Annotated in this window: 28 protein-coding genes; 10 read left to right on the top strand and 18 right to left on the bottom strand. The window is 61.0% G+C overall.

Going from position 1 to position 23710, the window contains the following annotated elements:
- Positions 1-37 precede the first annotated feature (37 nt).
- From ABEH28_RS10540 to ABEH28_RS10520, 5 genes are all read right to left on the bottom strand, one after another.
- Complete coding sequence (locus ABEH28_RS10540; protein ID WP_192171989.1) at positions 38-1060, bottom strand: LacI family DNA-binding transcriptional regulator; 1023 nt, start codon at positions 1058-1060, stop codon at positions 38-40.
- A gap of 1 nt (position 1061) precedes the next feature.
- Positions 1062-2060 carry an ABC transporter permease gene (locus tag ABEH28_RS10535; RefSeq protein ID WP_172613085.1) on the bottom strand — a complete coding sequence of 333 codons (999 nt, stop codon included), beginning with the start codon at positions 2058-2060 and terminating at the stop codon, positions 1062-1064.
- A complete protein-coding gene (locus ABEH28_RS10530) occupies positions 2057-3607 on the bottom strand; it encodes a sugar ABC transporter ATP-binding protein (protein WP_346626221.1) in 1551 nt (516 codons plus the stop codon). Before ABEH28_RS10530 ends, ABEH28_RS10535 begins: the two co-directional genes overlap by 4 nt.
- 91 nt (positions 3608-3698) lie before the next feature.
- Complete coding sequence (locus tag ABEH28_RS10525) at positions 3699-4658, bottom strand: sugar ABC transporter substrate-binding protein (protein WP_346629871.1); 960 nt, start codon at positions 4656-4658, stop codon at positions 3699-3701.
- Positions 4659-4922: 264 nt separating this feature from the next.
- A complete protein-coding gene (locus tag ABEH28_RS10520) occupies positions 4923-5186 on the bottom strand; it encodes a DUF1652 domain-containing protein (protein WP_192171992.1) in 264 nt (87 codons plus the stop codon).
- A gap of 371 nt (positions 5187-5557) precedes the next feature.
- Here ABEH28_RS10520 and ABEH28_RS10515 point away from each other — a divergent pair, with 371 nt between their 5' ends.
- Positions 5558-6229, top strand: a complete 672-nt coding sequence (locus ABEH28_RS10515) for a lipopolysaccharide kinase InaA family protein (RefSeq protein WP_346629870.1) — start codon at positions 5558-5560, stop codon at positions 6227-6229.
- A gap of 69 nt (positions 6230-6298) precedes the next feature.
- On the opposite strand, the gene ABEH28_RS10510 is transcribed toward ABEH28_RS10515, so the two are convergent.
- Both ABEH28_RS10510 and ABEH28_RS10505 read right to left on the bottom strand, forming a co-directional pair.
- A complete protein-coding gene (locus ABEH28_RS10510; RefSeq protein ID WP_346629869.1) occupies positions 6299-8914 on the bottom strand; it encodes a PAS domain-containing protein in 2616 nt (871 codons plus the stop codon).
- A gap of 139 nt (positions 8915-9053) precedes the next feature.
- Entirely contained in the window at positions 9054-9278 is a 225-nt protein-coding gene (locus tag ABEH28_RS10505) for a YgdI/YgdR family lipoprotein (protein ID WP_037010898.1), read from the bottom strand.
- Positions 9279-9497: 219 nt separating this feature from the next.
- Between ABEH28_RS10505 and ABEH28_RS10500 the strand changes: the two genes are divergently transcribed.
- Positions 9498-9749: a DUF1654 domain-containing protein gene (locus ABEH28_RS10500; protein ID WP_265386143.1), complete on the top strand. Its 252-nt coding sequence runs from the start codon at positions 9498-9500 to the stop codon at positions 9747-9749.
- Between the two features lie 172 nt (positions 9750-9921).
- Positions 9922-10971: an endonuclease/exonuclease/phosphatase family protein gene (locus tag ABEH28_RS10495; protein ID WP_282371555.1), complete on the top strand. Its 1050-nt coding sequence runs from the start codon at positions 9922-9924 to the stop codon at positions 10969-10971.
- A gap of 92 nt (positions 10972-11063) precedes the next feature.
- Here the strand turns inward: ABEH28_RS10495 and ABEH28_RS10490 are convergent, their stop codons facing one another.
- On the bottom strand, positions 11064-11393 hold the full coding sequence (locus ABEH28_RS10490; protein ID WP_346629868.1) for a hypothetical protein: 330 nt from the start codon (positions 11391-11393) through the stop codon (positions 11064-11066).
- A gap of 481 nt (positions 11394-11874) precedes the next feature.
- Here ABEH28_RS10490 and ABEH28_RS10485 point away from each other — a divergent pair, with 481 nt between their 5' ends.
- Both ABEH28_RS10485 and ABEH28_RS10480 read left to right on the top strand, forming a co-directional pair.
- Positions 11875-12099, top strand: coding sequence for a DUF6555 family protein (locus tag ABEH28_RS10485; protein ID WP_192171998.1), 225 nt, complete (start codon positions 11875-11877; stop codon positions 12097-12099).
- Positions 12100-12182: 83 nt separating this feature from the next.
- Positions 12183-12452, top strand: coding sequence for a hypothetical protein (locus tag ABEH28_RS10480; protein WP_192172285.1), 270 nt, complete (start codon positions 12183-12185; stop codon positions 12450-12452).
- Positions 12453-12675: 223 nt separating this feature from the next.
- Here the strand turns inward: ABEH28_RS10480 and map are convergent, their stop codons facing one another.
- From map to ABEH28_RS10465, 3 genes are all read right to left on the bottom strand, one after another.
- Positions 12676-13461: a type I methionyl aminopeptidase gene (map, locus tag ABEH28_RS10475; protein WP_346629867.1), complete on the bottom strand. Its 786-nt coding sequence runs from the start codon at positions 13459-13461 to the stop codon at positions 12676-12678.
- Positions 13458-13712: a ParD-like family protein gene (locus tag ABEH28_RS10470; protein WP_108120136.1), complete on the bottom strand. Its 255-nt coding sequence runs from the start codon at positions 13710-13712 to the stop codon at positions 13458-13460. The genes map and ABEH28_RS10470 overlap by 4 nt, the downstream gene beginning before the upstream one ends.
- A 92-nt stretch (positions 13713-13804) precedes the next feature.
- Positions 13805-14149, bottom strand: coding sequence for a helix-turn-helix transcriptional regulator (locus tag ABEH28_RS10465; protein ID WP_192172000.1), 345 nt, complete (start codon positions 14147-14149; stop codon positions 13805-13807).
- Between the two features lie 193 nt (positions 14150-14342).
- On the opposite strand from ABEH28_RS10465, the gene ABEH28_RS10460 reads away from it, so the two are divergent.
- Positions 14343-14498, top strand: a complete 156-nt coding sequence (locus ABEH28_RS10460) for a hypothetical protein (RefSeq protein ID WP_346629866.1) — start codon at positions 14343-14345, stop codon at positions 14496-14498.
- Between the two features lie 39 nt (positions 14499-14537).
- Here the strand turns inward: ABEH28_RS10460 and ABEH28_RS10455 are convergent, their stop codons facing one another.
- Both ABEH28_RS10455 and ABEH28_RS10450 read right to left on the bottom strand, forming a co-directional pair.
- A complete protein-coding gene (locus ABEH28_RS10455; protein ID WP_282371535.1) occupies positions 14538-14774 on the bottom strand; it encodes a hypothetical protein in 237 nt (78 codons plus the stop codon).
- Between the two features lie 150 nt (positions 14775-14924).
- Positions 14925-15956 (bottom strand): Ldh family oxidoreductase, encoded by a 1032-nt coding sequence (locus ABEH28_RS10450; protein WP_346629865.1) that lies wholly within the window; start codon positions 15954-15956, stop codon positions 14925-14927.
- 185 nt (positions 15957-16141) lie between these two features.
- On the opposite strand from ABEH28_RS10450, the gene ABEH28_RS10445 reads away from it, so the two are divergent.
- Complete coding sequence (locus tag ABEH28_RS10445; RefSeq protein WP_346629944.1) at positions 16142-17380, top strand: FAD-binding oxidoreductase; 1239 nt, start codon at positions 16142-16144, stop codon at positions 17378-17380.
- Between the two features lie 18 nt (positions 17381-17398).
- Here ABEH28_RS10445 and ABEH28_RS10440 read toward each other — a convergent pair whose 3' ends face one another.
- The 3 genes from ABEH28_RS10440 to ABEH28_RS10430 all read right to left on the bottom strand — a co-directional run bounded on the left by ABEH28_RS10440 (position 17399) and on the right by ABEH28_RS10430 (position 18595).
- Positions 17399-17830: a GNAT family N-acetyltransferase gene (locus ABEH28_RS10440; RefSeq protein WP_346629864.1), complete on the bottom strand. Its 432-nt coding sequence runs from the start codon at positions 17828-17830 to the stop codon at positions 17399-17401.
- A 161-nt stretch (positions 17831-17991) separates the two neighbouring features.
- Complete coding sequence (locus tag ABEH28_RS10435) at positions 17992-18258, bottom strand: PepSY domain-containing protein (protein ID WP_346629863.1); 267 nt, start codon at positions 18256-18258, stop codon at positions 17992-17994.
- A 148-nt stretch (positions 18259-18406) separates the two neighbouring features.
- Entirely contained in the window at positions 18407-18595 is a 189-nt protein-coding gene (locus tag ABEH28_RS10430; RefSeq protein ID WP_122538211.1) for a hypothetical protein, read from the bottom strand.
- Between the two features lie 254 nt (positions 18596-18849).
- Between ABEH28_RS10430 and ABEH28_RS10425 the strand changes: the two genes are divergently transcribed.
- On the top strand, positions 18850-20682 hold the full coding sequence (locus ABEH28_RS10425) for a monovalent cation:proton antiporter-2 (CPA2) family protein (protein ID WP_346629862.1): 1833 nt from the start codon (positions 18850-18852) through the stop codon (positions 20680-20682).
- Positions 20683-20912: 230 nt separating this feature from the next.
- On the opposite strand, the gene glp is transcribed toward ABEH28_RS10425, so the two are convergent.
- Positions 20913-22127, bottom strand: coding sequence for a gephyrin-like molybdotransferase Glp (glp, locus tag ABEH28_RS10420; RefSeq protein WP_346629861.1), 1215 nt, complete (start codon positions 22125-22127; stop codon positions 20913-20915).
- A 6-nt stretch (positions 22128-22133) separates the two neighbouring features.
- Complete coding sequence (gene moaB / locus ABEH28_RS10415) at positions 22134-22673, bottom strand: molybdenum cofactor biosynthesis protein B (RefSeq protein ID WP_346629860.1); 540 nt, start codon at positions 22671-22673, stop codon at positions 22134-22136.
- Positions 22674-22751: 78 nt separating this feature from the next.
- On the opposite strand from moaB, the gene mobA reads away from it, so the two are divergent.
- Together mobA and ABEH28_RS10405 are read left to right on the top strand one after the other, a co-directional pair.
- Positions 22752-23345, top strand: a complete 594-nt coding sequence (mobA, locus tag ABEH28_RS10410) for a molybdenum cofactor guanylyltransferase MobA (RefSeq protein ID WP_346629859.1) — start codon at positions 22752-22754, stop codon at positions 23343-23345.
- 84 nt (positions 23346-23429) lie between these two features.
- Positions 23430-23654, top strand: a complete 225-nt coding sequence (locus ABEH28_RS10405) for a YgdI/YgdR family lipoprotein (RefSeq protein ID WP_074887297.1) — start codon at positions 23430-23432, stop codon at positions 23652-23654.
- The last annotated feature ends 56 nt before the right edge of the window (positions 23655-23710 follow it).

The following is a 23710-nucleotide window of genomic DNA, read 5'->3' as shown; positions in this document are numbered from 1 at the left end:
CTTCAGAACGCTTTCTAGACCGGGCGGAGCGCTCGGCTTAACGAAATTCGGTAAATACCTGGGGTGGAGGCGCTGTGGATTCGCGCAGCACGATACTCGGCGCAACGACCAGGTGTTCGACAGCGGTTTCGCCCCGCGAGGAGATCCGCCGCAGCAGCATCTCGGCAGCGCGCTCGCCCAGTTGCAGAATGGATTGGCCGACAGTGGTCAGGGCCGGGTAAACGTATTGGCTCATCTGGATGTCGTCGAAGCCGATGACCGACAGATCCGCCGGGACCCGCACGTTCCGCTCGGCAGCAGCGCGCAACACGCCGATGCCGACCATGTCGTTGGCCGCAAAAATCGCCGTCGGCGGATCCTGCTCCAGCAGTTTCACCGCAGCAAGATAGCCACTGGGGCCGGTGAAATCGCTTTCTACCACCCAGCTTTCCGGCACGTCGACCGACGCTTCCTGCATCGCCCGGTGGTATCCCGCCAGACGCATCTTCGCCACGCTGGTCTGCGCCGGGCCGCAGATACAGGCGATTTTCCGGTGGCCCAGGGACAGCAAATGCGACGTCGCCAGATACGCGCCCAGCTCATGGTCGATGCGCACCAGATCAGCCGTGACGCCATCCAGATCGCGGTCGACGATGACCAGCGGCGTGCGAACCGCGGACAAGCCCTCGACGAGGCTGTCTCCGCCGCCCACCGACGACACGATCAGGCCGTCGACGCGCTTTTCCAGCAGCACGCGCAGGTAGCTGCGCTGCTTGTCGGGGTTGTCATCGGAGTTGCAGAGGATCACGCAGAAGCCATTGCGCTCGCAGTAATCCTCGATGCCCCGTGCCAGTTCGGCGAAGTACGGGTTGATGCCGTTGGGAATCAACAGGCCGATGGTCGCCGTGGCCTTGGCCTTGAGCGACCGCGCAACGGCGCTGGGCACATAGTCCAGCTGCACGATGGCGGCTTCGACCTTCTTGCGTACTTCTTCGCTGACCGGTCGGGTGCGGTTAAGGACATGGGACACCGTGGTGTAGGAAATCCCGGCAATCGCCGCTACATCCTTGATGGTTGCCATGTCAGCCGCGCCGCCGCGCGCGATTGCTGCGGTAGGTGTCGAGGACCACTGCAACGACGATGACAGCGCCGGTGATGATGCGTTTGGTTGGCTCGGTCGCGCCGATCTGCGCCAACCCTGCCGCCAGGACCGAGATGATCAGCACGCCGAAGAAGGTGCTGATCACCGAACCGCGCCCGCCCATCAGGCTGGTGCCGCCGATGACCACCGCCGCAATCACTTGCAGTTCGAGTCCGGAACCGGCGTTAGGGTCGGCGGCTTCCAGGCGCGAAATCTGAAACAGCGCCGCAACGCCCGCCAGCAGGCCCATCAGCGAGAACACCAGGATCTTGTAGGGCTTGGGATTGATGCCCGCCAGTCGCACGGCTTCCTCGTTGGTGCCGATGCCGATCAGGTAGCGGCCGAACACGGTGCGCGTCAGCACGGCCTGGGCGGCGAAGATGACGATCAGCGCGATGACGAACGACGGCGAGATGCCAAAGGCAAAGGGGTTGGACAGCCACGCAAAGGAGTCACCGATGTACGCGGTGCGCGAGTCGGTCAGCTGATACGCCACGCCGCGGGCCATTTCCAGCACGCCGAGGGACACGATGAACGAGGGAATACGCCACGCCACGGTGATCGAGCCGGTCAGGGTACCGGCCGCCGTTGCGCAGGCGATGCCCAGCAACGCCGACGGAAACACGCCCCAGCCCCAGCCGAGCATGGCCACACTGACCGCCGACGCAGCCAGCGCCAGCACCGACCCCACCGACAGGTCGATGCCACCGATGATCAGGATGAAGGTCATGCCGACTGCCAGCACCATAAGGTCGGGAATCTGGTTGGCCAGAGTGCTGAAGGTTTCGTACGACAGGAAATGATCGCTGAGCAACGAGAACAACACGATCATCGCCAGCAATGCACCCGCCAGCCCCAGGTAAGTGCCCAGGCCAAAGTAGTTGCCGCTGCGCTTGCCCGGAGACGGCAGCGCGGCAGGAGAAGTAGAAGTTTTCATCAGTCGATCCTGGGCGCGGCTTCAGACAGCAGCGCGTCACGTTTTTGATAGCCCGCGAAGGCAGCGGCAAGCAGTTCGTCCTGGGTCCAGGTGTCACGCTCGAAGGTGTCGATCAGGCGCCCGGCAGACAGTACGCCGATGCGGTCGCAGATCAGCATCAGCTCGCGCAGATCACTGGAGACCACCACCAGCGCCCTGCCCTGACGGGTCAGTTCACCCAGCAGCGCGTAGATGTCGAACTTGGCACCGACGTCGATGCCGCGGGTGGGCTCGTCGAACAACATCACCTGGCAATCGCGCTCCAGCCAGCGGCCGATCACGACCTTCTGCTGGTTGCCGCCCGACAGCTCCGACACCAGTTGCGTCGGGCTGGAACTGCGAATGCGCATGGCGCCCACCTGACGCTGAGCCAGAGCGATCTCCGAGTTGCCGTTGACCACGCCGGCACTGGAAATGGCTTCCATGTTGCCCAGTGCAATGTTGGCGCTGATCGATTGCGACAGCAGCAACCCCTCGCCCTTGCGGTCTTCGGTGATCAAGGCAATGCCATGACCCACGGCGTCCACCGGCGACTTGATCTGCACGCTGCGCAGCGGGCTGCCGACTTCGATGCTGCCGCTGTCGGCCACGTCCGCGCCGTAGATCAGCCGCAGCAACTCGGTACGTCCGGCGCCGATCAACCCGGAAATCCCGAAAATTTCACCGGCCCGGACATCAAAGGAAACGTCGCGGACTTTGTCGGTGCGGCTCAAGCCTCTGACCGACAGCGCCACCGCGCCGATCTTGCGCTCGCCCAGATCAATCTTCTCGCCCAGTTCACGGCCTACCATCAGCGTGACCAGTTGCTCGCTGTTGTAATTGGCCATGAAGTCTACGCAGACCAGCTTGCCGTCACGCAGCACGGCGATGCGCTGGGCAACGCGGGCGAGTTCTTCCAGGCGGTGAGAGATGTAGATGATGGAAACGCCACGGTCCTGAAGACGCGTGATCTGCTCGAAGAGCATTTCCACCTCGCGCGCCGTGAGCATCGCCGTTGGCTCGTCGAGGATCAGCACATGGCAGTCGCCAATCAGGTTGCGGGCGATTTCGACCATCTGTTGATGGCCAATGCCCAGTTCGCTGACCAGCGTGTCCGGGTCAATGGCCTCAAGGCCGACCTGGGCCATGGCCTTGATCGCATCTTCGCGCAGTTTGCGGCGATTGATGAAACCGGCGCGGCTGGGCAGGTTGTCGAGAAACAGGTTTTCCGCCACCGACAGCGTCGGCAGCAGATTGAGTTCTTGCATGACCATGCGCACGCCAAGCTTTTCGGCCTGGGTGCGACTGGCAGGCTGGTAGGGCTGCCCCTGAAACTGCATCTGGCCGGTGGTCGGGGTGACCAGCCCGCCGATGATTTTCGACAGCGTGCTTTTGCCGGCGCCGTTTTCCCCGGTCAAGGCCAGCACTTCCCCGCGCATCAGCGTCAGGTCGATGTCACCGAGTACAGGTTGGGCGTAGGTTTTGCCAATACCACTGACAGATAGAACAGCGGCCTGAGCAGACGCTGACATAACGATCTCCACGCACCTGCCCTCACGGGCAGGCGGTACATATTTGGACAACTGCGGGTTTGGAATGTGTTGACTGAGCAACCAGGCCGGCTTACTGCGGCTTGGTTACCAGCTCGACCGGGGTTTCGATCACGCCGTTGGTGATCTCGAGCTTCTCGCCCTTGACCATCTTCAGGGCGGTGTCGATACCGAACACGGCCTGACGCGCCGCGAACTGGTCAGCGGTGGCCAGAATGCGGCCGTCTTTCAGCATCGGCTTGATGGCATTGATGTTGTCGTAGCCGACCACCTGAACCTTGCCCGCCTTGCCTGCCGCACGCACTGCCGAGACCGCGCCCAGCGCCATGCTGTCGTTGCCGGCCAGCAGCGCTTTCAGGTTCGGGTATTCGTTGAGCATGGCGGACGCAACGGCGTTGCCCTTGTCGATTTCCCAGTTACCCGACTGCGTGGAAACGATCTTCATCTGCGCAGCGTCCATCGCGTCCTTGAAACCCGCGGTGCGTTGCTGCGCGTTGGTGGTGGTCGGAACGCCTTCGATGATCCCGACTTCATCACCTGCCGTCAGTTGCCTGGCCAGGTAGTCACCCACCAGCTTGGCGCCCTTGCGGTTGTTCGGGCCTACGAACGGCACTTCCATGCCCTTGCTTTTCAGCACGTCGGCGTCAAGCTGGTTGTCGATGTTGACGACTTTGATGCCCGCGTCCATGGCCTTCTTCAGGACCGACGCCAAGGCCTTGGAATCGGCCGGGGCGATGACCAGCGCGTCGACTTTCTTAACGATCATCTGGTTGACGATGTCGATCTGCGCGGCCGTGTCGGACTCGTTCTTGATGCCGTTGGAAATCAGGTCAAAGTCAGCGGAATGTTCTTTTTGATAGACCTTGGCGCCGTCTTCCATGGTCAGGAAGAATTCGTTGGCGAGGGATTTCATCACCAGCGCGACGGTCGGCTTTTTGGCGTCGTCGGCAAAGGCGGATGAGAGAGGCAGGGTTGCAGCGGAAGCTGTGAGCATGGCAACAGCAAGAAGGCGTGCAGCGAATGGCAGCTTCATGGAATCACTCCGACATTATGATTGTTGTTATCGGCAGCGTTTACGCGTCGGGGGATGCATCGACGAAATCGCAAACGTTTGCGTGAGCGAAACTATGGGAACCGTTCAAGCATTTGTCAACTGTGCAAAGCGGTGAAAAGAGACGGGTCGTGTGTTGCCCTGCTCCTCCGATAACCGTTGCAGCGCTGGCGGCCTGCACCCTGAATCGGAGGATAGAAAGGAAGGGTGAATCGTGCCTCGGTTGTCGTGAGCCTTACTGAGGAATTACGCGCGTTCCTGATAGGCGGTCGTACGTCGGCTGGCTGAGTGGAGCTTCAAGTCTTCTTTGAGCGTGGCTATGAGGTTGGCGATGGCGCGGCTGGAGTTGAGCGAGCTGACCGGAATACCCCCGGCCAGGAGATCGGCGTGGCCCCGCTCGCGGTCAAAAATCTGCACCATTATTTGGTCGTTGGCATCGATGGTGCATTTGCACTTGGCAGGCAGAAAACCTGATTCGACGATATGGCAGAGTTCAAGTGTAGAGATCATGGCAAATTTCCTTATTTAGTTATGCACGGTGGATGTCGCCAGGTTCCAGCAATTCCGCGAGTTTCACAGGAATGGGACGAACGGGCATGACTTGGCTCACGAGGGACACGTCCCAAGGGTCATCCAACGGGATTGCCTGGCGGCGTAATCAGGCAAATGCTGCCTATACGACCTGCTGGATGGCGTAAATGCCGCGGGTTTGACTGGTTAATGAACGCGTCAAGCCAGTAAGCTGGGCGCCTTCAAAATGGCCATTCGCCAATATCCTTGAGCGGCAGTGAACTAATCTGGCCCGCGACGGCCAGAGGGGCTCGCACTGCAACACGGCAGTCGCTGCACAAGCAAGATTTCTACAGTATTCGGAGCGCATGATGGGTCGGGCAAACAACGAGTTTGAGTTCTGGTGGGGCACGTCGGGGCCTTGGGTCGAGCCACCAAACGTGCGCCGCAACGGCACCAGCGGTGTGCAACGCGTTGTGCATGACGGCAAGACGCTTTACGTGAAACGCCAGACGGGCCACCTGTTTCGCAGCTTCCGTTACCCGACAGGCCGCCCGACTGCACTGCGTGAGGGCATCGCGCTGACAAAACTCGAGGAACTGGGCGTCAACGCACCACGACCTGTTTTTTATGGCGCACGCAAGGTCGCCGGTGTATGGCAAGGCGTTCTGGTGACCAAGGATCTGGGCGGTTTCATCGATCTTGATACCTGGTATGCCCAGGGCGGTGCCAGCACCTTGAGCGTCGAGCAACATCAGCGACTCTTCAAGCGCCTGGCCGAGACCCTGGCAAAGATGCACCTGGGCAAGTGGCAGCATGGCTGCATGCGCTCCAAGCACATCTTCATCAAGGCGACGGTCACCGACACGCGTTTTGATTTTGAGCTGGCGCTGCTGGATCTGGAAAAATCCCACGGCCGGATCACCACCCTGGGCGCGGCGCGTCACGATATTCCGCAGCTCAGAAGGCACTCATTCTGGGACGAATCCCAGTGGCAGTATTTCCTGTCGTGCTACGAACAGGCCATCGGCCGAGCCGTTTAGGCGAAGCAGCCACCCTTCATGCCGTTGCAGCACCTGGCATGAAGGGCGCGGCGTGAAGGGCTCTCTCCATCAAGAGGCGTGACCGGCCTGCTCGCTGATCAATGCCGGTGCTTTCCGTTCGTTGATCACCTGCGCCACTTTCGACGCAATGTCAGCGCGGCTGAAGGGCTTGGCCAGCATCTCGAAACCGGCAATCTGCGTCGACGAATCGCTGGTGTACCCCGTGACGACCAGCACCGGCAGCTCAGGCAGGACTTCGCGCAGACTCAAGGCGAGCTGGGTACCGCTTTTTTCGGCCATCAACTGATCGGTGATCAGCACGTCCGGCCGCAACCCGGCGCTGACCATCTGCTCGGCAGCCAACGGCGACGCCGCTTCGGTCACCCGATAGCCCAGGTCACGCAGTTGCAGCGCAACGGTGTAGCGGACCAGTTCCTCATCATCCACCACCAGCACGTGAAAAGGGTGATCCGCGGCGGGCGCCGAGTCGCCCTCGCCTTCTGCCGGTGTCAGCACATCCGCGCTCGACACGGGCAGCCAGATGTCAACGCGCGTGCCAAGACCCGGCGCCGACTGAACATCAAAACCACCGCCCGATTGCAGGGCCAGCCCCTGCACCATCGACAATCCGAGACCGGTGCCCTTGCCGACGCCTTTGGTTGAGTAGAACGGCTCGACGCAGCGTTGCAGCACTTCCTCGGTCATGCCGCTGCCGTTATCCGACACTGTCAGCCTGACGTAACAACCCTGCGCCGGCGCCGGGCCCAACCCCGGACTGTCGGCAATCACCTCGGGACGCGCGCTGATTTTCAGGTAGCCGCGTTCGGCGATCGCGTCCCGGGCATTGACCGCGAGATTGAGCACGCCCAGTTCAAGCTGATGGGGGTCGATGAGTATGTTGGGCAGATCTGCGGGAATCTCGACGATTACTTCGATGGTCGGACCCAGCGAGCGCTGGATAAGGTCACGCATGTCGTTGACCAGGCTGTCCAGCGCCACCACCTGAGGCTTGAGCGTCTGCCTGCGAGCGAAGGTCAGCAAGCGGCCGACCAGAATTCTCGCGCGATCTGCGGCCTGCAGTGCGGCATCGATCAAGCGATGGGAGCGGTCATTGCTGACCGGCTGGCGCCGCAGCAACTCCAGCGAGGTCATGATCGGCGTCAGCAGGTTATTGAAGTCATGGGCGATGCCGCCGCCGAGCTGACCGACCATCTCAATCTTGCGCGACTCGTGCAGCAGCGAAATGGCCGCCTCGCGCTCGGCCACCATGGTCGCGACGCGCTGTTCGAGGCTTTCGTTGAGCTCGATCAGTTGATGTTCGGCACCCACACGCGCGGTGATGTCAACGCAAACAAACAGCAAGCCGCTGAGGTGTTGTTGCGCGTCGAGCAGCGGCGTCACGTGGGTCTGCACCCATACGACGGAGCCATTGGCGCGCACATGGTGCTGAGTCAGCTCGAAGGGCGCTTCGGCGGTCAGGAAGTTCTCATGGAACATCGACTGCGTGTCAGGTGCGAGGTCGTTCTGTAGATCGAGGATTGAGCGGCCGTCGATGGCCCGGCGCTGCAGCCCCATGATGTCGCAGTAGCGATCATTGACCTGCTGAAACACGCCTCGGTGATCACACAGCGCAATCCCGGCGCCTGCCTGCTCGAACATCCCGGCCAGTTGCGCGGAACTGGCGTGCAGCGCCGATTCAGCCCGCGTGTGGTTGATCCATTGCCAGCCCAGCTTGGCTGTTTCTTCGATGATGTGAATGTCATGGGGGCTGCAGACCCGTTGCCCGTCGAACTCAACAGTGAACACGCCGGCCAGGACGTCATGGCGCAGCAACGGCACATGCACGGCCAGACTCGTTGTGCGGTCTTGCTGAAGAGCAACGCCGTGAGGGTCAGCCAGAACGGCGTCAGCCTTAATCGCCGCTTGCACGGTAAAGCCCTGGCGCAACGCAGAACAGCTGTCGTCGCTGACGGCGATCAGCCCTGATCGGGTCGTCACGTCACCCTGCCGGTATTCACGGCGAATGACGAAGTCGCCCTGCTCGTCAGCCTCCGCGAGGTGGACTCGGGTGGCGCCCAGCTCGCGCCCGATACGCCGGATGACGTCCGCTTCGATCTGCTCGGGGTCGCGAATGGAAGGCAAGGCCTGCCCCACCTCAAGCAGCAGCGCCTGACGACGTTCGAAATGCACGCGCTCGGTGGTTTCGGTCACAACGCAGAGCACGCCGCCCACGGCCCCGTCGCTCTGGTGTACCGCAGAATAGGAGACGTCAAAGTAAACGGTTTCGCCGTAGCCGTGGCGTTCGATATAAAAGGCACGGTCCTTGGCAGCAAAGGTTTTCCCGGTTTCACGCACGCCGCGCAGCAGCGGCTCGAGGTCGTCCCACAACTCGCGCCAGTTCTCGACCGCAGGCCGGCCAAGGGCACGGGGATGTTTCTCGCCGATGCTCGGCGCATAGGCGTCGTTGTAGAGCGCCACGAATTCAGGTCCCCAAAAGAGCACAATCTGCGCCTGCACAGGGAGAATCGTGCCCATGAGGGCCTTCAGACTGTCCGGCCAGTCGGAGGGCGCGCCGAGGGGCGAGCCGTCCATCAATGGGGACTGAAGCAGATCACCGACCGCACCGCCGTTGGCAAGGAAACGCAGGGGTGCTGCGCTGAACCCGGTGTTGGGTGGGGTATCCATAATTAGGGCCTGAGAGGAAATATCGTGAGCAGAAAGCCTCGCTTAGAGCGAAGGCAATGCGAAGACGTTCCATTCAGATCGGGACGAGTTTGCATACAGCGCGGGCCCGGCGGCCATGCCAGCCGGGCCCTGGCGTGGCTCAGTCCTCTTCTTTGACGGTGGCTACCTCGTCAGCGCGCACGCGGATGGTTTTGCCGGAGATGTCCTCGAACTCATAAAAGCCGTCTTTGCTCTTGGTCTTCGGCGCATCCTTGGTCACGTACTGCGTGCCGTTCTGCAAGGTGACCACGGTCGACGTAGAACAACCCGCCAACGCTGCACAACAGGCGAACGCGACCGGCATCAGCAATGATTGAATCTTCATAAAAGCCTCCTGGTGTGTAGGGCTCAAGCGTCATGCGCTCAAACGCTGAATCGTCATCTAGCAGATCAGATCAGCGCCATCGACTTTGGTTCGCAATCCCGGACAATCAACCGAAAAATCAGCGACTTGGGTCAAAGGAGGTTTTTGTCCGATCCGCTGTTGCGAAACGTCCGACACTCAAATACTGTATGCGCATACAGCGAACAGGAGGGTCACGTCGTGTCTGACACCAACGCATCAACCGCAGCATCGCCAGGGCACTACGAGCGCATGGCCGTGCGGGTTCAGAAAATCATCAACTCGCAGAGTGCGCAGAAAGCCCGCGCGGCGCTGATTTTCCGGCTTGCGGACGAACTCGAAGACGACTGGAAACAGTTGCTGGAAGAGATCGACGAGAACGACAACGTGACCCTGGCCTGGCGGGACGACGGCGGCGTGCAGATTTTCTGGACCGTGCCCAAGGAAGATTGACCTGCCGGCGTCCTTGAGGCCGAGGTCATGGCCAGACATCCCCGCTACGACAGTGATGGCCGCAGGCGCACAGCTCACGGCCATCGACTCGTCACCGCTGCCCCCCGAATCAATCTCCCTCGATGAATAACCCAGTTGGATAAACATGCTCAGATTTTGTGTCGCTCTGCTTTTGTCTTTCACTTTCCTGCAAACCGCATCCGCTGACGTCAACATTGGCACCTGGAACCTGGAGCACCTGAGCGTGCGCCCGAACAAGGACTTTCAGGGCATCGCCAAAGTCGCGCAGAAGGTGGACTTTCTCGCGGTTCAGGAGCTGATGAGCGAAGACGCGCTGGAGGCGCTGGCCAAGGAGCTGACCCGGCAAACCGGCAAGCACTGGAGCTCAATGGCGTCCCATGCCGTGGGCCGCTCTTCCTACAAGGAAATGTACGGATTCGTCTGGCGGGATGATGCCGTTGCCTATGAAGACGGCGCCGTGAGCTACCTGGACCGCAGCGACACCTTCGAGCGTGAGCCCTACTCTGCGCAATTCCGCTCGCTCAAGGACGGCAAGACCTTTGTCGTGGCCACCGTGCACATCCTGTATGGCAAGAACCAGGCGGACCGCGCTTCGGAAATCGTCGCGCTGTCCAATTACTGGACCTGGCTGCAGGAAACCTACCCGGGCAACAACCAGATCATGTTGATGGGCGACTTCAACACCCCGCCCAACTCGCCCGCGTGGGACAAGCTCGACAGCAGCGCCAGGCCGCTGGTACTTGATGGCGCGAGCACGCTCTCGACGAAGGACGGCAAATTCGCCAACCTCTACGACAACATCTTTATCAGCAAGCAGTCGGCGATCCGGGTGAACAAGGTCGAGGTGTTCGATTACCCGACATTCCTCGGCGTGACCCACGCCAAGGGCCGTGACAGCGTGTCCGATCACGCACCGATTTTCCTCAGCGCCAATTTGAGCGGTGGCAACGGTGCTGCCGGGGCGTCTGCCGTGACCGCCAAGGCACCGCCCACTGCAAGCAATCCGATGAAGCCTGCTGCGAGTGCCGGCGGGAACCCGGCGAACCTGACGCTGGCGATTCGCGGCAACAAGAAGACCATGGTGTACCACCGTCCGGACTGCCCTTCGTACAACGCGATTGCCGAGAAAAACCGGGTGGAGTTCAACAGCCCGGCGGCTGCCGAAGCGCAGCATTATCATTTGGCCGGCAACTGCCATTGATCCGCAGCGGCGCGCGCCGATCCCTACTCAAGTCGCCTGCCACGCCGTGAAAGGCGACTTGCGTGGCTGTCCAACGCCGAATAACCCCCCAGTCATTTACGCGCCAGGTCGTGCTGGATGCAGCCCTCGTAGTAGGTTTGCTTCACTGCGGCGGGTTTGAGCTTCGAAGAGCTTTTGTAGGTCTGTTCCGTGATGCCCAGCGCCATCTTGCTCATCCACGGTTTGGCGAACTTACGGCTCTGCAGTTTTTTGCGCGCGCTGTAGAGGGTGGTGCCAGAAAGCTTTGACTGCTGCGCCGCCCCCGCGACACCTGCTCCCCATTTGCAGACCTGCAGATCGTTCTTGCTGAGGTCTTTGGCGTGCGCGGTCACGGACACCGCTGCCAGAAAAACCGCCACTACCGCCAAGCCCACACTGCGCATACAGGTTCATCCCGGAATCAATTGATAAAAAAGGATTTTTTCAGAAAAGCCGGCCGAAGCGGGCCATCAATTTGCCTTTTCCGCACAAAACATTTCCGACCCCTCCAGCATTCACCTTCGCGGGCGGGTTTGATCCCCGGCATCCCTTCGAAAACGCCCTGTTATCCCTAGTCAACGCGTCTGGATGTATGGCGAATATTCATATCGATATGGCACATGGCCGCCCATCGGCCAACGATTTTAAACCCTCATGAAGGTATGCAATTCTGCGCCGGTCGGCCGCTTCGCAACCCGATTGCGGATGGCCTGTCTCAGGTAGAGATGCATTACGGTCCAAGGCCCATTGAGAGTTGATCAGCCTGTATCGATCTCGAAATGAAGTGACAGCAATGCCGATGCAGTCGACGTGCAGGCTGTCAGGTACATGAAGCAAGCCCCCTCATTCAGCCGGCGTTAACCCACGCCCATACAGGCCAGCACCATGAATGACTATAAGGATTTTGAAATTCATTACCGGTTTCAAGGTGAGCCGCGGCACTTCAATCATCAAGGCAATCATCTCTGCGAAAGTGACGCGCTGCATTTTGCGACCTTGCACGCAGGGGTGGGCGCCGTCGAGGGTCACATCTGCGCGGGGCCGGTGAAACGCGCGCTGCTTTACGCCGAAGGCCTGGGCGTCACGCAGGTGCAATGGAAACGCACCTGATCGAGGAAAACTGCAAACAAACCCGGATTCACGTGGTCGGAATTTACAAGCAGCGCTCATCACACCAGCAAAGCGAGGTAAACATGACCATCGATAACGCACTGAAGCAGGAAGTCCTGACCCGATTGCTACATGCCCACCCGGCAGGCCTGGGCAAGGAAGTTCTGGACAACTACCGAGGGGAGAATGCGGTTGCAGACACCCTTGAGCATTTGCAGGAGGCGGGATTGATTCACGACGGGTGCGTTAACCGCCCTGCTGAAGGGGATCGCACGTTGAAGTACCCCGTTAAACTCAGTTCTTCCGGAGTCGTGGCTGCCAGGCAGCTGGAAGCTGAGCCATCCAGACATTAAGGTTTAAGCAGGCAACAAAAAACCGGCCAAGGCCGGTTTTTTTGTGTCCGATAAGTGGTGTTCTCCCCTGGTGCTACCTGCACTGATCATCCAAAGCCTGTCAGGAAGCAGCACCACAGGGGAACGAGAAGGAGCCTACAAGCTCAGTCCCGTTTTCGTCACGTTCGCTATTGTGACTTCATGCGTCCAGACCCACTTGCTCAACCTTGCTCAACGCCCGCGCTCAGACCGCCGGGTAGTCGCCCGTGCCGTCCGGCCACGGGGTCAGCAGCTCGAAGCCCGTCTCGGTCACCGCCACCATGTGTTCCCACTGCGCCGACAGTGACTGATCGCGGGTGAGCACGGTCCAGCCATCATCCAGCACGTAAGTGCCCGGTTTACCGGCGTTGATCATCGGCTCGATGGTGAAGACCATGCCGGTCTTGAGCTTCAACCCCTTGCCCGCTGCGCCGTAATGCAGGACTTGAGGTTCTTCGTGGTATTTGCGACCGATGCCATGCCCGCAGTACTCACGCACTACGCTGAAGCCTTCGCGGTAGGCCACGCTCTGGATGGCATGGCCGATGTCGCCCAGGGTCGCACCGGGTCTCACGGCGTGTATCCCCGCCAGCGTGGCTTCGTACGTGGTTTCGACCAGACGCCGGGCGAGCGGGCTGACCTCCCCGACGTAGTACATGCGGCTGGTATCGCCGTACCAGCCGTCCTTGATGACCGCGACGTCGATATTGACGATGTCGCCGTCCTTAAGCACGTCATCCGCTGACGGGATGCCATGGCAGACGACCGTGTTGGGCGAGATGCAGGTGGTTTTGGTAAACCCGTGGTAGCCCACGTTGGCAGGGATCACTTTGAGCTCGTTGACAATGTAGGCGTTGCAAATGTCGTCCAGCGCTTCGGTGCTAATGCCCGGCTGGACGTGCTCTGCGATCATCGCCAACACATCTGCGGCAAGGCGCCCCGCCACACGCAACCCGACCAGATCGGCTTCGGTCTTGAGACTGATGCTCATTGGGACACCGCCCGGGCCGGGGCCAGATCCGGTACCAGGTCGCAGGGCTGAAGACTCAATACGGCGCCGCCAGACGTTTCAGCGCGGATCAGCAACTGGCAGATCTCGCTGTAATTCAGACCGGGGTGCAGCTCGGCGAGCATGCCCACCCGCATCCAGTGTTCGGCCTGAGCATTGATCGAGCGACTCAGGGCCGCGCTGGCGCAACGTATGTTGGCGTGCATCTGTTCGGAAATTTTTACCAGTCCCATACCGACCTCTCGAAGAATATACGGAGCATATACGTTCCATATATTTTCTTGCAACCGGCCCTCGTGATTCCTCCGCGCAGAGCGTGCCCTTTTTATGCAGAGCGGGAAAACTCGGTCGCGCACTCTGAAAGCGACGTAGCCAATTGCGAAATCGCCTCGCGGTCATCTTCGCTGAGCGCCCGGTAATGAGTAATGACTGCCCGCTCCGCGTCGTTCAGCGTGTCGGTGGCGATCGGGGTCCTCTCGCCTGACAGCACGTACATGACGTCGATGCCTTTTTTGCCCAGCGCCGCCAGGTAATCCGAACGCGGGATGCGTTCACCGCTTTCGTATTTGCCTTGGGCGTTGGCCTCAACGCCACCGATGGAGCCGAAGTCCTGTTGCGACAGCCCGAGCCGTTTGCGTTCTTCTTTCAGACGTGAGCCGAGATCTTTCATAAACGAGGGTCCTGAAGTTGACTGTGTTCAAAGAGCAAGACCCCATTGGTCCGAGGGAGTTGCGCCCTTGGGCTCATTTGGTCAATCTTCCGAATTGACGGCTCAAGGAATCACCTTCGTGGCCGATAGGTTCTGATGTACCGCTATTCTTTTTGAATGGCAGCCCGATTTCTGTAGTTCGGAGAACCAGACAATGATTTCTTTCTTACTGGGTTGGTTGGCGCTGTCGGCCGTGGGCACATTGATTGCCCTCGCGATGATTCGCACCGGTAAAATACGCCAGCCTGACGCAGACGGCCCGGTGAACGGTCAGACGCCCGTCCCGGTGCTGGTGCGATTCAAGCCCTGAATCAATCCCGGCTGTCTTGCCGGGAGCACGCTCCTGACATCATTCCCCTGCGAGCTGACCCTGTTCAGCCCCGTAGACATTGGCGTTGCCCGTGGCGTAACCGGCGCTTGATGGCACAAATGCGATATCGGCCTGACTGGCGCTGAACTGGCGAAGTCCCGACGCCAGAGCAAGAAAATCCTCACGCTGCATCTCGTTGCCCCACACGCTGCTGAATGACGACTCGTTTTTCTGCGCAGCGAATTCCTGACGGGTGTTGACTTGATTGGTTTGCATGGCCGCTCTCTTCTTCTCGATACTGTTTAAACATACAGTATTTTCAACGTCCCTCGAGCGCAAGTCCTGTCGCGACGAATGGTCATGGGAATGAGCCTGAGTTTTGGGCTCACTCAGGCAGCCTCCGCGCCGACCCTTTACGTCAAGCCGTTAACCTTTAGCCAGCGCTTCCAGCCGATCGAGATCCTCTGCTGACACTGCAATCCCGTCTTTCAAGGAACGCTCGCGCTGACGATAGCGGCGATCGCCCGGCATGCGCTGCTGGCCGACGCCGTGCATCTGCCGGACCAGTTCTTCGCTGCGTTCGGCGAATGCCTGACCGCTGCCCTTGTCCGGATCAATGACGATGATCACCTGGCCGGTCCAGGGGGTTTGCGCACCGGGTGACTTCGACATGTCGAACTCGAAGGAGAAATTGCCGCCGGTGAGCGCGGCGGACAGCAGCTCCACCATCATCGACAGCGCCGATCCTTTGTAACCGCCAAAAGGCAGCAACGCGCCGCCGTCGAGAATGGCTTTCGGGTCTTCGGTCGTATTGCCGTTACGGTCGACGCCCATCCCCGGCGGCAGCAGGCGCCCCTCTCGGGCGGCGATCTGCACGTCGCCATGGGCGATGGCGCTGGTGGCCATGTCAAAGACGATGGGCTGACCGTCAGCCCGTGGCGCGGCGAACGCGATGGGATTGGTGCCAAACAAGGGTTTTTGCGCATCGTGGGGCACGACGCAGGTCATGCTGTTGACCACGCTCAAGGCCACCAACCCCTCCTGGGCGAACGGCTCGACGTCCGGCCACAGCGCGGCGAAGTGATGGGAGTTGCGGATGGCCAGAATGGCGATCCCGGCGCTGCGTGCTTTCTCGATCACCAGGGCCTTGGCGGCCTGCATCGCCGGCTGGGCAAAACCGCCCATGGCATCGACGCGCACAAACGCTGCGCCGACGTCCTCGACATTTGGCTCGGCCTGGCCGTCCACCCAACCCGCTGCCAGCGACGACAGATAGCCTTTGATGCGGAAGATGCCGTGGCTGTGGGAACCGTCGCGCTCAGCCGCCGCGCAATTGGCGGCCAGCACCCGCGCTACTTCTGGCGAGGTGCCGTGACGCACAAAGATCTGCCGCAGCAGCTCCGTGAGATCAGTAAAGGAAATCGTCCGGGTGGCCTGGCGATCGTGGGTGGAAGGCATCTTAAGCTCCGTTGTGATTATTGGAAGTGGAAGCGGAACAGAGAGGGCAGGCGTCCGGAGACGCTTGTTCTGAAGAGTAATGCGCAGCAACCAGCGGGTAAACTGCAGGCCTCGCGCAATGGCCGCCCTGCCCTCAACCGAACGAGGACCGCTCAATGGATTCGCTCACCGCTGATAGCCCGATCGTGGATTGCCAAACCGTCGTCCTCGGCGCCGGTATCGTCGGCGTCTGTTCTGCACTGCACCTGCAAGCGGCAGGCCAGCGAGTCGTCTTGCTGGACCGCGATGAACCCGGCGCTGGTACCAGCCACGGCAATGCCGGCTTGATCGAACGGTCCAGCATCGTCCCCTACGCCTTTCCGCGCGAGTGGTCGCGGCTGGCGCGCTATGCACTGAACCGGCAATCCTCCATGCGTTTCAGCCCGACCTGGCTGCCAAAGATCGCGCCCTGGCTGTTTCAGTACTGGCAAAACTCTTCGCCCGCCAATCTGGCCAGCGCCAGCCGCGCAATGCTGCCGCTGATCGAACGCTGCGTCAGCGAGCACGACCGGCTGGCCGAGGCCTCAGGCATGACTTCGCTGATCCGCGCCAAGGGCTGGATCGAGTTCTATCGCGACCAGGCGGAATTTGATCTGGCAGTGGCCGACGCCCGCACTTATGACCGTCACGGCCTGCGTTATGAGGTGCTGGATGCGGGCCAATTGCGCGAGCGTGAACCTCACCTGAATGGAGCGCTGGGCGCCATTCACTGGCTCGATCCGAAAAGCGTGAGCGATCCCGGTGCACTGGTCCGCGGTTATGCCGCGCTGTTCGTCGAGCGTGGCGGCCTGTTGCTCAAGGGTGACGCGCGCAGTCTTTGTCAGCACAACGACGGCTGGCGGGTGGAAACACGCGAGGGCCATGTGCAGGCGCAAAACGCAGTCGTGGCGTTGGGCCCGCAATCGACAGAGGTGACCGTTCGCCTTGGCTACCCTATTCCCCTGGGGATCAAGCGCGGTTATCACATGCATTACGCGGCAAACCCGGAAGCGCCGTTGCAGCACTCGATCATCGACGCTCAGGCGGGGTATGTGCTGGCGCCCATGGCGCGGGGGATTCGTCTCACCACCGGCGTCGAATTTGCCGCACCGGACGCGCCGATCAACGAGATCCAGCTGCGCCGCTGCGAAGCCATCGCCCGAACGCTCTATCCCTTGGGCGAGCGGCTGGACGCTGAACCCTGGCTGGGTCGCCGACCCTGTTTGCCGGACATGCGCCCGGTCATCGGGCCTGCGGCTTCCCACAATGGGCTGTGGTTCAACTTCGGGCACGCCCACCACGGCCTGACCCTCGGCCCGGTCACAGGCCGACTGCTGGCGGAAATGATGACGGGCGCCACGCCGTTCACCGATCCCGCGCCTTACAGCCCGGGCCGGTTCAAGTAGACCTCATCACAGCGTTGACTACTCTGCCTGCAAGCGCTTCTGGAAGAACAGCCGCTGGTGCCCGGGCGGATAGTCATCCAGCTGACCAAATTGCTCATAGCCATGCTTGCGATAGAACTCGGGTGCCTGGAAATCAAAGGTGTCGAGCCACATGCCAAGGCAACCCCGTTCGCGGGCGAGGTCTTCGGCCATCTTCATCAACTGGCTGCCCATGCGCTGCCCCCGGGCCTGTTCAGGCACCACGAGCAGTTCGATGAACAGCCAGCTGTAGAGGATTCGGCCGTGCAGGCCACCGAGCACGGCATCGGTGTGCTCGTCGCGGACAAACAGCGCAAATTTTTCTGACTTGCCGTCGCCGGCCATGGCTGCGTTGTAATCCTTCAATGGCTCGAGGATCTGCAGGCGTTCTTCTTCGGAGGGGTTGGATTTGAATTCGATCCGGACACTCATGCGTCGCTTCCTGCTGACGGAAATGGGGACGGCAAGGTTGTCGGATACACAGGCGGGAGTAAAGCCGAGAAGGGGTTAAAGCGAAGAAGAAGTGCGAGGGATTCGGTGAAGATGGATGTGGAAGCCCGGGGGCTCCCACACGCGCGCAAGCGCCGGATTGATCAGTCTTTCTGATCGCGCAGGACGTTGCCGGAGGTGCCGTCGATGCGGAATTCGTAGGTCAGGCTGTCCGCCTTGCGGCCTTCGCCTTCCCAGTAGCCTTTGTCGTCGGCTTCGATCTTATAGATCTCGGTGTAACCCGCCGACTTGGCTTTTTCGATCGCTTTTTCGATGGTGATCCAGCCAGCGCCCGGTTTGTCCGCCAGGGCGAACTGTGCGGTGGTCAGGGCAGCGGTGGCGAGAACGGCAGCGGTAAGTTTCTTGATCATGATTGAACTCCATTTCCCTGTACGGGCTTTTTGAATGCGATTTTTTGGAGTTCGTGACCGGAAAAATAGTTCAGCCGGGGTTTGTAACCGCTTGATGCTGCCATATGAAGTCGCAGCGCTGACACTGCTAAAAAAGCACCAATGTGGATCAGCGCTTGACCTTGCGCCGCAGCACGCCGTTCAGGACCACGACAACGACAGCGACAAAGATCGCGATGTATTGAAAGGTCTTTTCGCTGAGCACGCCGGTGGTCTGCAAATGGGACAGGCCAAGCATGATCGCCAGAACGCTCAAGGCGATGATGATCGAATAAATAAGACGCTGTTTGTTGGTCATTGCGGGATTCCTGAAAACCGGTCGAGATGTGGGGCGCGGTACGAATGTGCGGACATGGTACCTGCTCACGTCGACGCTGACACGCCACCGCCCGCGCCAGGCCTGCGGCGAAGCGTCTCGGCCGCTGATGTCCGTCACTTTCACGTGGTTTAATACGCGCACTTTTCAGTCGCTCAAGCGTTTTCAGGGCGGTAGGACGGGTCTGCAACAAACGCAGAATCCTTCCTCTGCCCTCTTTCAACAAGGAGTTCCCAATGCCCCATGAAGGCAGCCTGTTGCAGGCCGCAGTCGTGTTCCTGCTCGCCGCCGTTCTCACGGTTCCTCTGGCCAAACGCCTGCAACTGGGCGCCGTGATTGGCTATCTGATCGCGGGTGTGATCATCGGCCCGTCTTGCCTGGGCCTGATCGGCGATCCGCAAAGCGTCGCGCACATCTCCGAACTGGGCGTGGTGCTGCTGTTGTTCATCATTGGCCTGGAGTTGTCGCCGCGACGCCTCTGGACCATGCGCAAATCGGTGTTCGGTGTCGGCATGGCACAAGTGCTGCTGACCGGGGTGGTGATTGGCGCCGTCGCGCTGCTGGGCTTCAATCAGCCGCTCAACAGCGCCGTGGTGCTCGGCCTGGGGCTGGCGCTGTCGTCGACCGCCTTTGGCCTGCAAAGCCTGGCCGAACGCAAGGAGCTCAACGCGCCCCACGGTCGCCTGGCCTTCGCTATTCTGCTGTTTCAGGACATCGCGGCCATCCCGCTGATTGCCCTGGTGCCGATGCTGGCCGGCGGCTCCCACGATGCCAGTTCCGGCGATTCCCTGCGTCACGGCCTGCAAGTGCTCGGCGGCATCGCCATTGTGGTGGTCGGCGGTCGTTACCTGCTGCGGCCGGTATTCCGCATCGTCGCCAAAACCAAGCTGCAGGAAGTCTCCACGGCGACCGCGCTGCTGGTGGTGATCGGCACGGCGTGGCTGATGGACCTGGTGGGCGTGTCCATGGCGCTGGGGGCGTTTCTTGCCGGCCTGCTGCTGGCGGACTCTGAATACCGCCACGAGCTGGAAGCGCAGATCGAGCCGTTCAAGGGCCTGCTGCTGGGGTTGTTCTTCATCAGCGTCGGCATGGGCGCCAACATCGGCCTGCTGATCAACTCGCCGTTCACGGTGCTGGGCCTGACGCTGTTGCTGATAGGCCTGAAGTTGCCGCTGCTGTTTTTCGTCGGTCGTCTGGCGGGCGGGCTCGGCAAGCAAAGTGCGCTGCGTCTCGGGCTGGTCCTGGCGGCGGGCGGTGAATTTGCGTTTGTGGTGTTCAAGATCGGCCGCGATCAGGGCCTGTTCGATGCCGCGTTGTACGACACCCTGGTGCTGACGATCACCTTGTCGATGGCGCTGACGCCATTGCTGCTGCTGGCCCTGTCGCGCTGGCTCAAGCCCAAGACGGTGATCAAGGAAGTGCCGGCAGAGTACAAGGAAATCGAATCGGACAGCCCGCGCGTAGTCATCGCCGGCATGGGCCGGATGGGGCAGATCGTTGCGCGTATCCTGCGCGCGCAGAACATCCCGTTCATTGCGCTGGACACCTCGGTGGAAACCATCGAGTTCACCCGCAGCTTCGGTAATGTGCCGGTGTTCTACGGCGACCCCCTGCGTCCGGAAATTCTGCGCGCGGCGAAGGTGGACCAGGCCGAATATTTCGTCATCGCCACGGACGACCCGGACACCAACATCAAGACCGCCGAACTGGTGCGCAGGCTGTACCCGCACATGAAGATCATCGCCCGGGCCCGCAACCGGCAGCACGTTCACCGGCTGCTGGATCTGGACGCCGAAGCGGTGCGGGAGACGTTCTATTCAAGCCTGGAAATGACCCGTCGCACGCTGATCGGACTGGGCCTGAGTGAAGCTCAGGCGGCCGCACGCATCGATCGATTCAAGCGTCATGACGAACAAGTGCTGAATCGCCAGCACCTGATCTACGACGACGCCGCGAAGGTCATGCAAAGCGCGCTGGAAGCCCGGACAGAATTGTCCGAGCTGTTTGAGTCTGACCGGATGGACGAAGAGGCGAGTGATGCGCAGCCTGCGGTGAAGGTCAAGAAGTAGACCAAGCGGAATTTCGACGTGCAAGATCAGGCCCATGCCACGATCACCGGCGCATGGGACCTTGTTGGAGTGAGCTTGCTCACGAAGGCAGTGTTTTTGCCGCCGGAAATGTGGAGCGAACACCGGCCCTTTCGCGAGCAAGCTCGCTCCCACACGTTATGCGGTGCGGGTGAAAACTCCCGGCCACTGCCCGCTTGTGTGGTTGAGCCTTCTGAAGAAGGCTCACCTCTTCAGTCCATGACTTCGCTCAGCGGAATGAAGTTGAGCAGGTCGCCCTCCGCCACCGTTGTGCCTTCCACAATCTCGATCAGCCCGTCGGCCCAGGCGGCGCTGCGCAGCACACCCGAGCTCTGATTGCGGTAGGCAACCAGCCTGCCCTGCTCAAGGCGTCCGCGCAGGTACTCGCGCCGGTTCCCCGGTCTGGTCCAGATGAATGCAGCAGGCACCTGAAACTGCAGCGGCTTGACGGCCTGCACGCCCAGGCGTCTGAGCAGATAGGGCCGTGCCAGCAACGCAAAGGTCACCAGCGTCGACGCAGGATTGCCGGGCAGACCGATCACCGGCACGCCACGGAAATGGCCGAAGGTCAGCGGTTTGCCGGGTTTGATCGCCAGTTTCCACAGCGCAATCTCGCCTTCTTCCCGCAGCGCGTGGCCGAGAAAATCCGCTTCGCCGACGGACACGCCGCCCGTGGAGAGGATCAGGTCGACATTGTTCAGGCTGCCCAGCGCTGCGCGGGTTTTCTCGAGGTTGTCGGGAAGGATGCCCGCATCGACCACTTCGCAGCCCAGTCGCGTCAGCCAGCTGCACAGCAACACGCGATTGCTGTTGTAGATCTGCCCCGGGCCCAGGGGCTGCCCCGGCTCGATCAACTCGTCACCCGTGGACAGAACAGCCACCCGGGCGCGGCGCACGACCTGCACACGGCCGAAACCCATGGTCGCGGCCAGGCCCAGTTCGATCGGGTTCATGACCGTACCGGCGTCCAGTACCTTGTCGCCGACGGTGGTTTCCTGCCCTTTCGGGCGAATGTTCTGACCGGAGCTCAACGGCTCGAGAAAGCGCACTGTCGCGTCCGCCTGGACCTCGGCGTTCTCCTGCATTTCGACGCAGTCAGCCCCCTCAGGAACCGGAGCGCCGGTGAAGATTCGCGCGCAGGTGCCCGGCTGCAAAGGCTCAGGTGCCTGCCCGGCGAAAATGCGCTGGCTCACCGGCAGCGGCTCGCCGGTCCAGTCCGCGACGCGCATCGCATAACCGTCCATGGCGCTGTTCGGCCACGGCGGCAAGTCCAGCGTCGAGACCAGATCCTCGGCCAGCACGCGTCCTTGGGCATCGGCCAGCGCCACGGTTTCACGCTCGATGATCGGCGCGGCGGCGGCGAGGTCCATCAATCGCTGCATGGCCTCTTCGACCGGCATCAGCCCACTCATTTCAGGTGCATTCATGGCAGCTCACCCGCGCGTCGCGCAGGGTTCGGCCTTCTTCAGGTGCGGCACGAAGTTGCACGGGCGAAAGCTGTTGTTCAACTGGTCGGCGAGAATGCCGTCCCAGCCGGTGCGCACGGCATTAGTCGAGCCCGGCAGGCAGCACACCAGCGTGCCATTGGCCAGACCGGCAAGGGCCCGCGACTGAATGGTCGAGGTGCCGATATCGGGCAGGGAGATCTGGCGGAACAGCTCGCCAAAACCGTCCACCTGTTTGTCCAGAAGGCAGCCCACGGCTTCCGGGGTGCTGTCGCGGCCGGTAAAACCGGTGCCGCCGGTGATCAGCACGACCTGCACTTCATCATCGGCGATCCAGGTCGCCACCTGGGCGCGGATCTTGTAAAGGTCATCCTTGAGCAGCACGCGCTCGATCAGGCCATGACCTGCAGCGGTCAGGCGGTCGACGAACATCTGGCCGGAGGTATCGGTTTCAAAGGTGCGAGTGTCGCTGACAGTCAGAACAGCGATATTCAGGGGTACGAAAGGCGAGTCTGCCTTGGCTTTCATGGCGAGGTCCGGTTGTAGAGGAAACAGGGCGGTGTTATATCACAGCACCTGTTTTTTACCGCGCCGACCGAGCTGATCATGACCCCTTCCGAAGCCCTGCCGCCCTGCTCCCTCCTGCTGCTCGCCGGTGGCCAGGGCCGGCGCATGGGCGGGCGTGACAAAGGCCTGATCACGTGGCGCGACAAGCCTTTTATCGAGCATTTGTACGGGCTGGTGCGACCGCTCACGGACGACCTGATCGTTTCGTGCAACCGCAACCGCGAGCAATACGCGCGCTACGCCGACCGCCTGGTCGAGGATGAGCAACAGGATTTCCCCGGCCCCTACGCAGGTATTCGCGCAGGCCTCGCCGTGGCGAAACATGACTATCTGCTGGTCATCCCCTGTGACATGCCACTGCTGGATCGCGCCCTTCTCGATGGCCTGCGCCAGGCCGCTGCTGCGAATCCCGGCGTGCCGGTGATGGTCCGTCAGGGCGAGCAGTGGGAGCCGCTTCTGTGTTGCATCCCCACCTGTCACGCTAAGGTGTTCGAACAGCATTGGCAGGAAGGACAGCGCAGCCCGCGCCGGACCATGGCAGAATTGCGCGCCGTCGGGTTGCAATGCGAGACCGACGACCCCCGTCTCGCCAACCTGAACACGCCGGATCTATTGACCGAGATCAAGCCCTGAGCGCAGCAGGCAGGTTTCATGGAACTTTGCCGTTACACTCTGCGTCAGACACATCACTAAACAAAATACCCCGGAGACACAGCAATGAAACAACGGACTCTTCCTGCCGCCTTCCTGCTCGCACTGAGCCTCGCCTCTTTGGCCGGATGCTCTTCGCCAACGGTAATCACGCTGAACGACGGCCGTGAAATCCAGGCAACCGACGAGCCGAAGTACGACGAAGAGTCGGGCTTCTACGAGTTCAAGCAGTTGGACGGTAAAGAAACCCGCATCAACAAAGATCAGGTTCGTACCGTTAAAGAACTGTGATCTCCGCTTGATCGCGAGGGTTTGAAAAGACCGCCGCTGAAAGCAAAAGACCCGCC

Origin of the sequence: Pseudomonas sp. Ps21-P2 (assembly GCF_039672565.1) — a bacterium.
Lineage (GTDB): Bacteria > Pseudomonadota > Gammaproteobacteria > Pseudomonadales > Pseudomonadaceae > Aquipseudomonas.
This window is presented reverse-complemented; position numbering and strand designations above follow the sequence as displayed.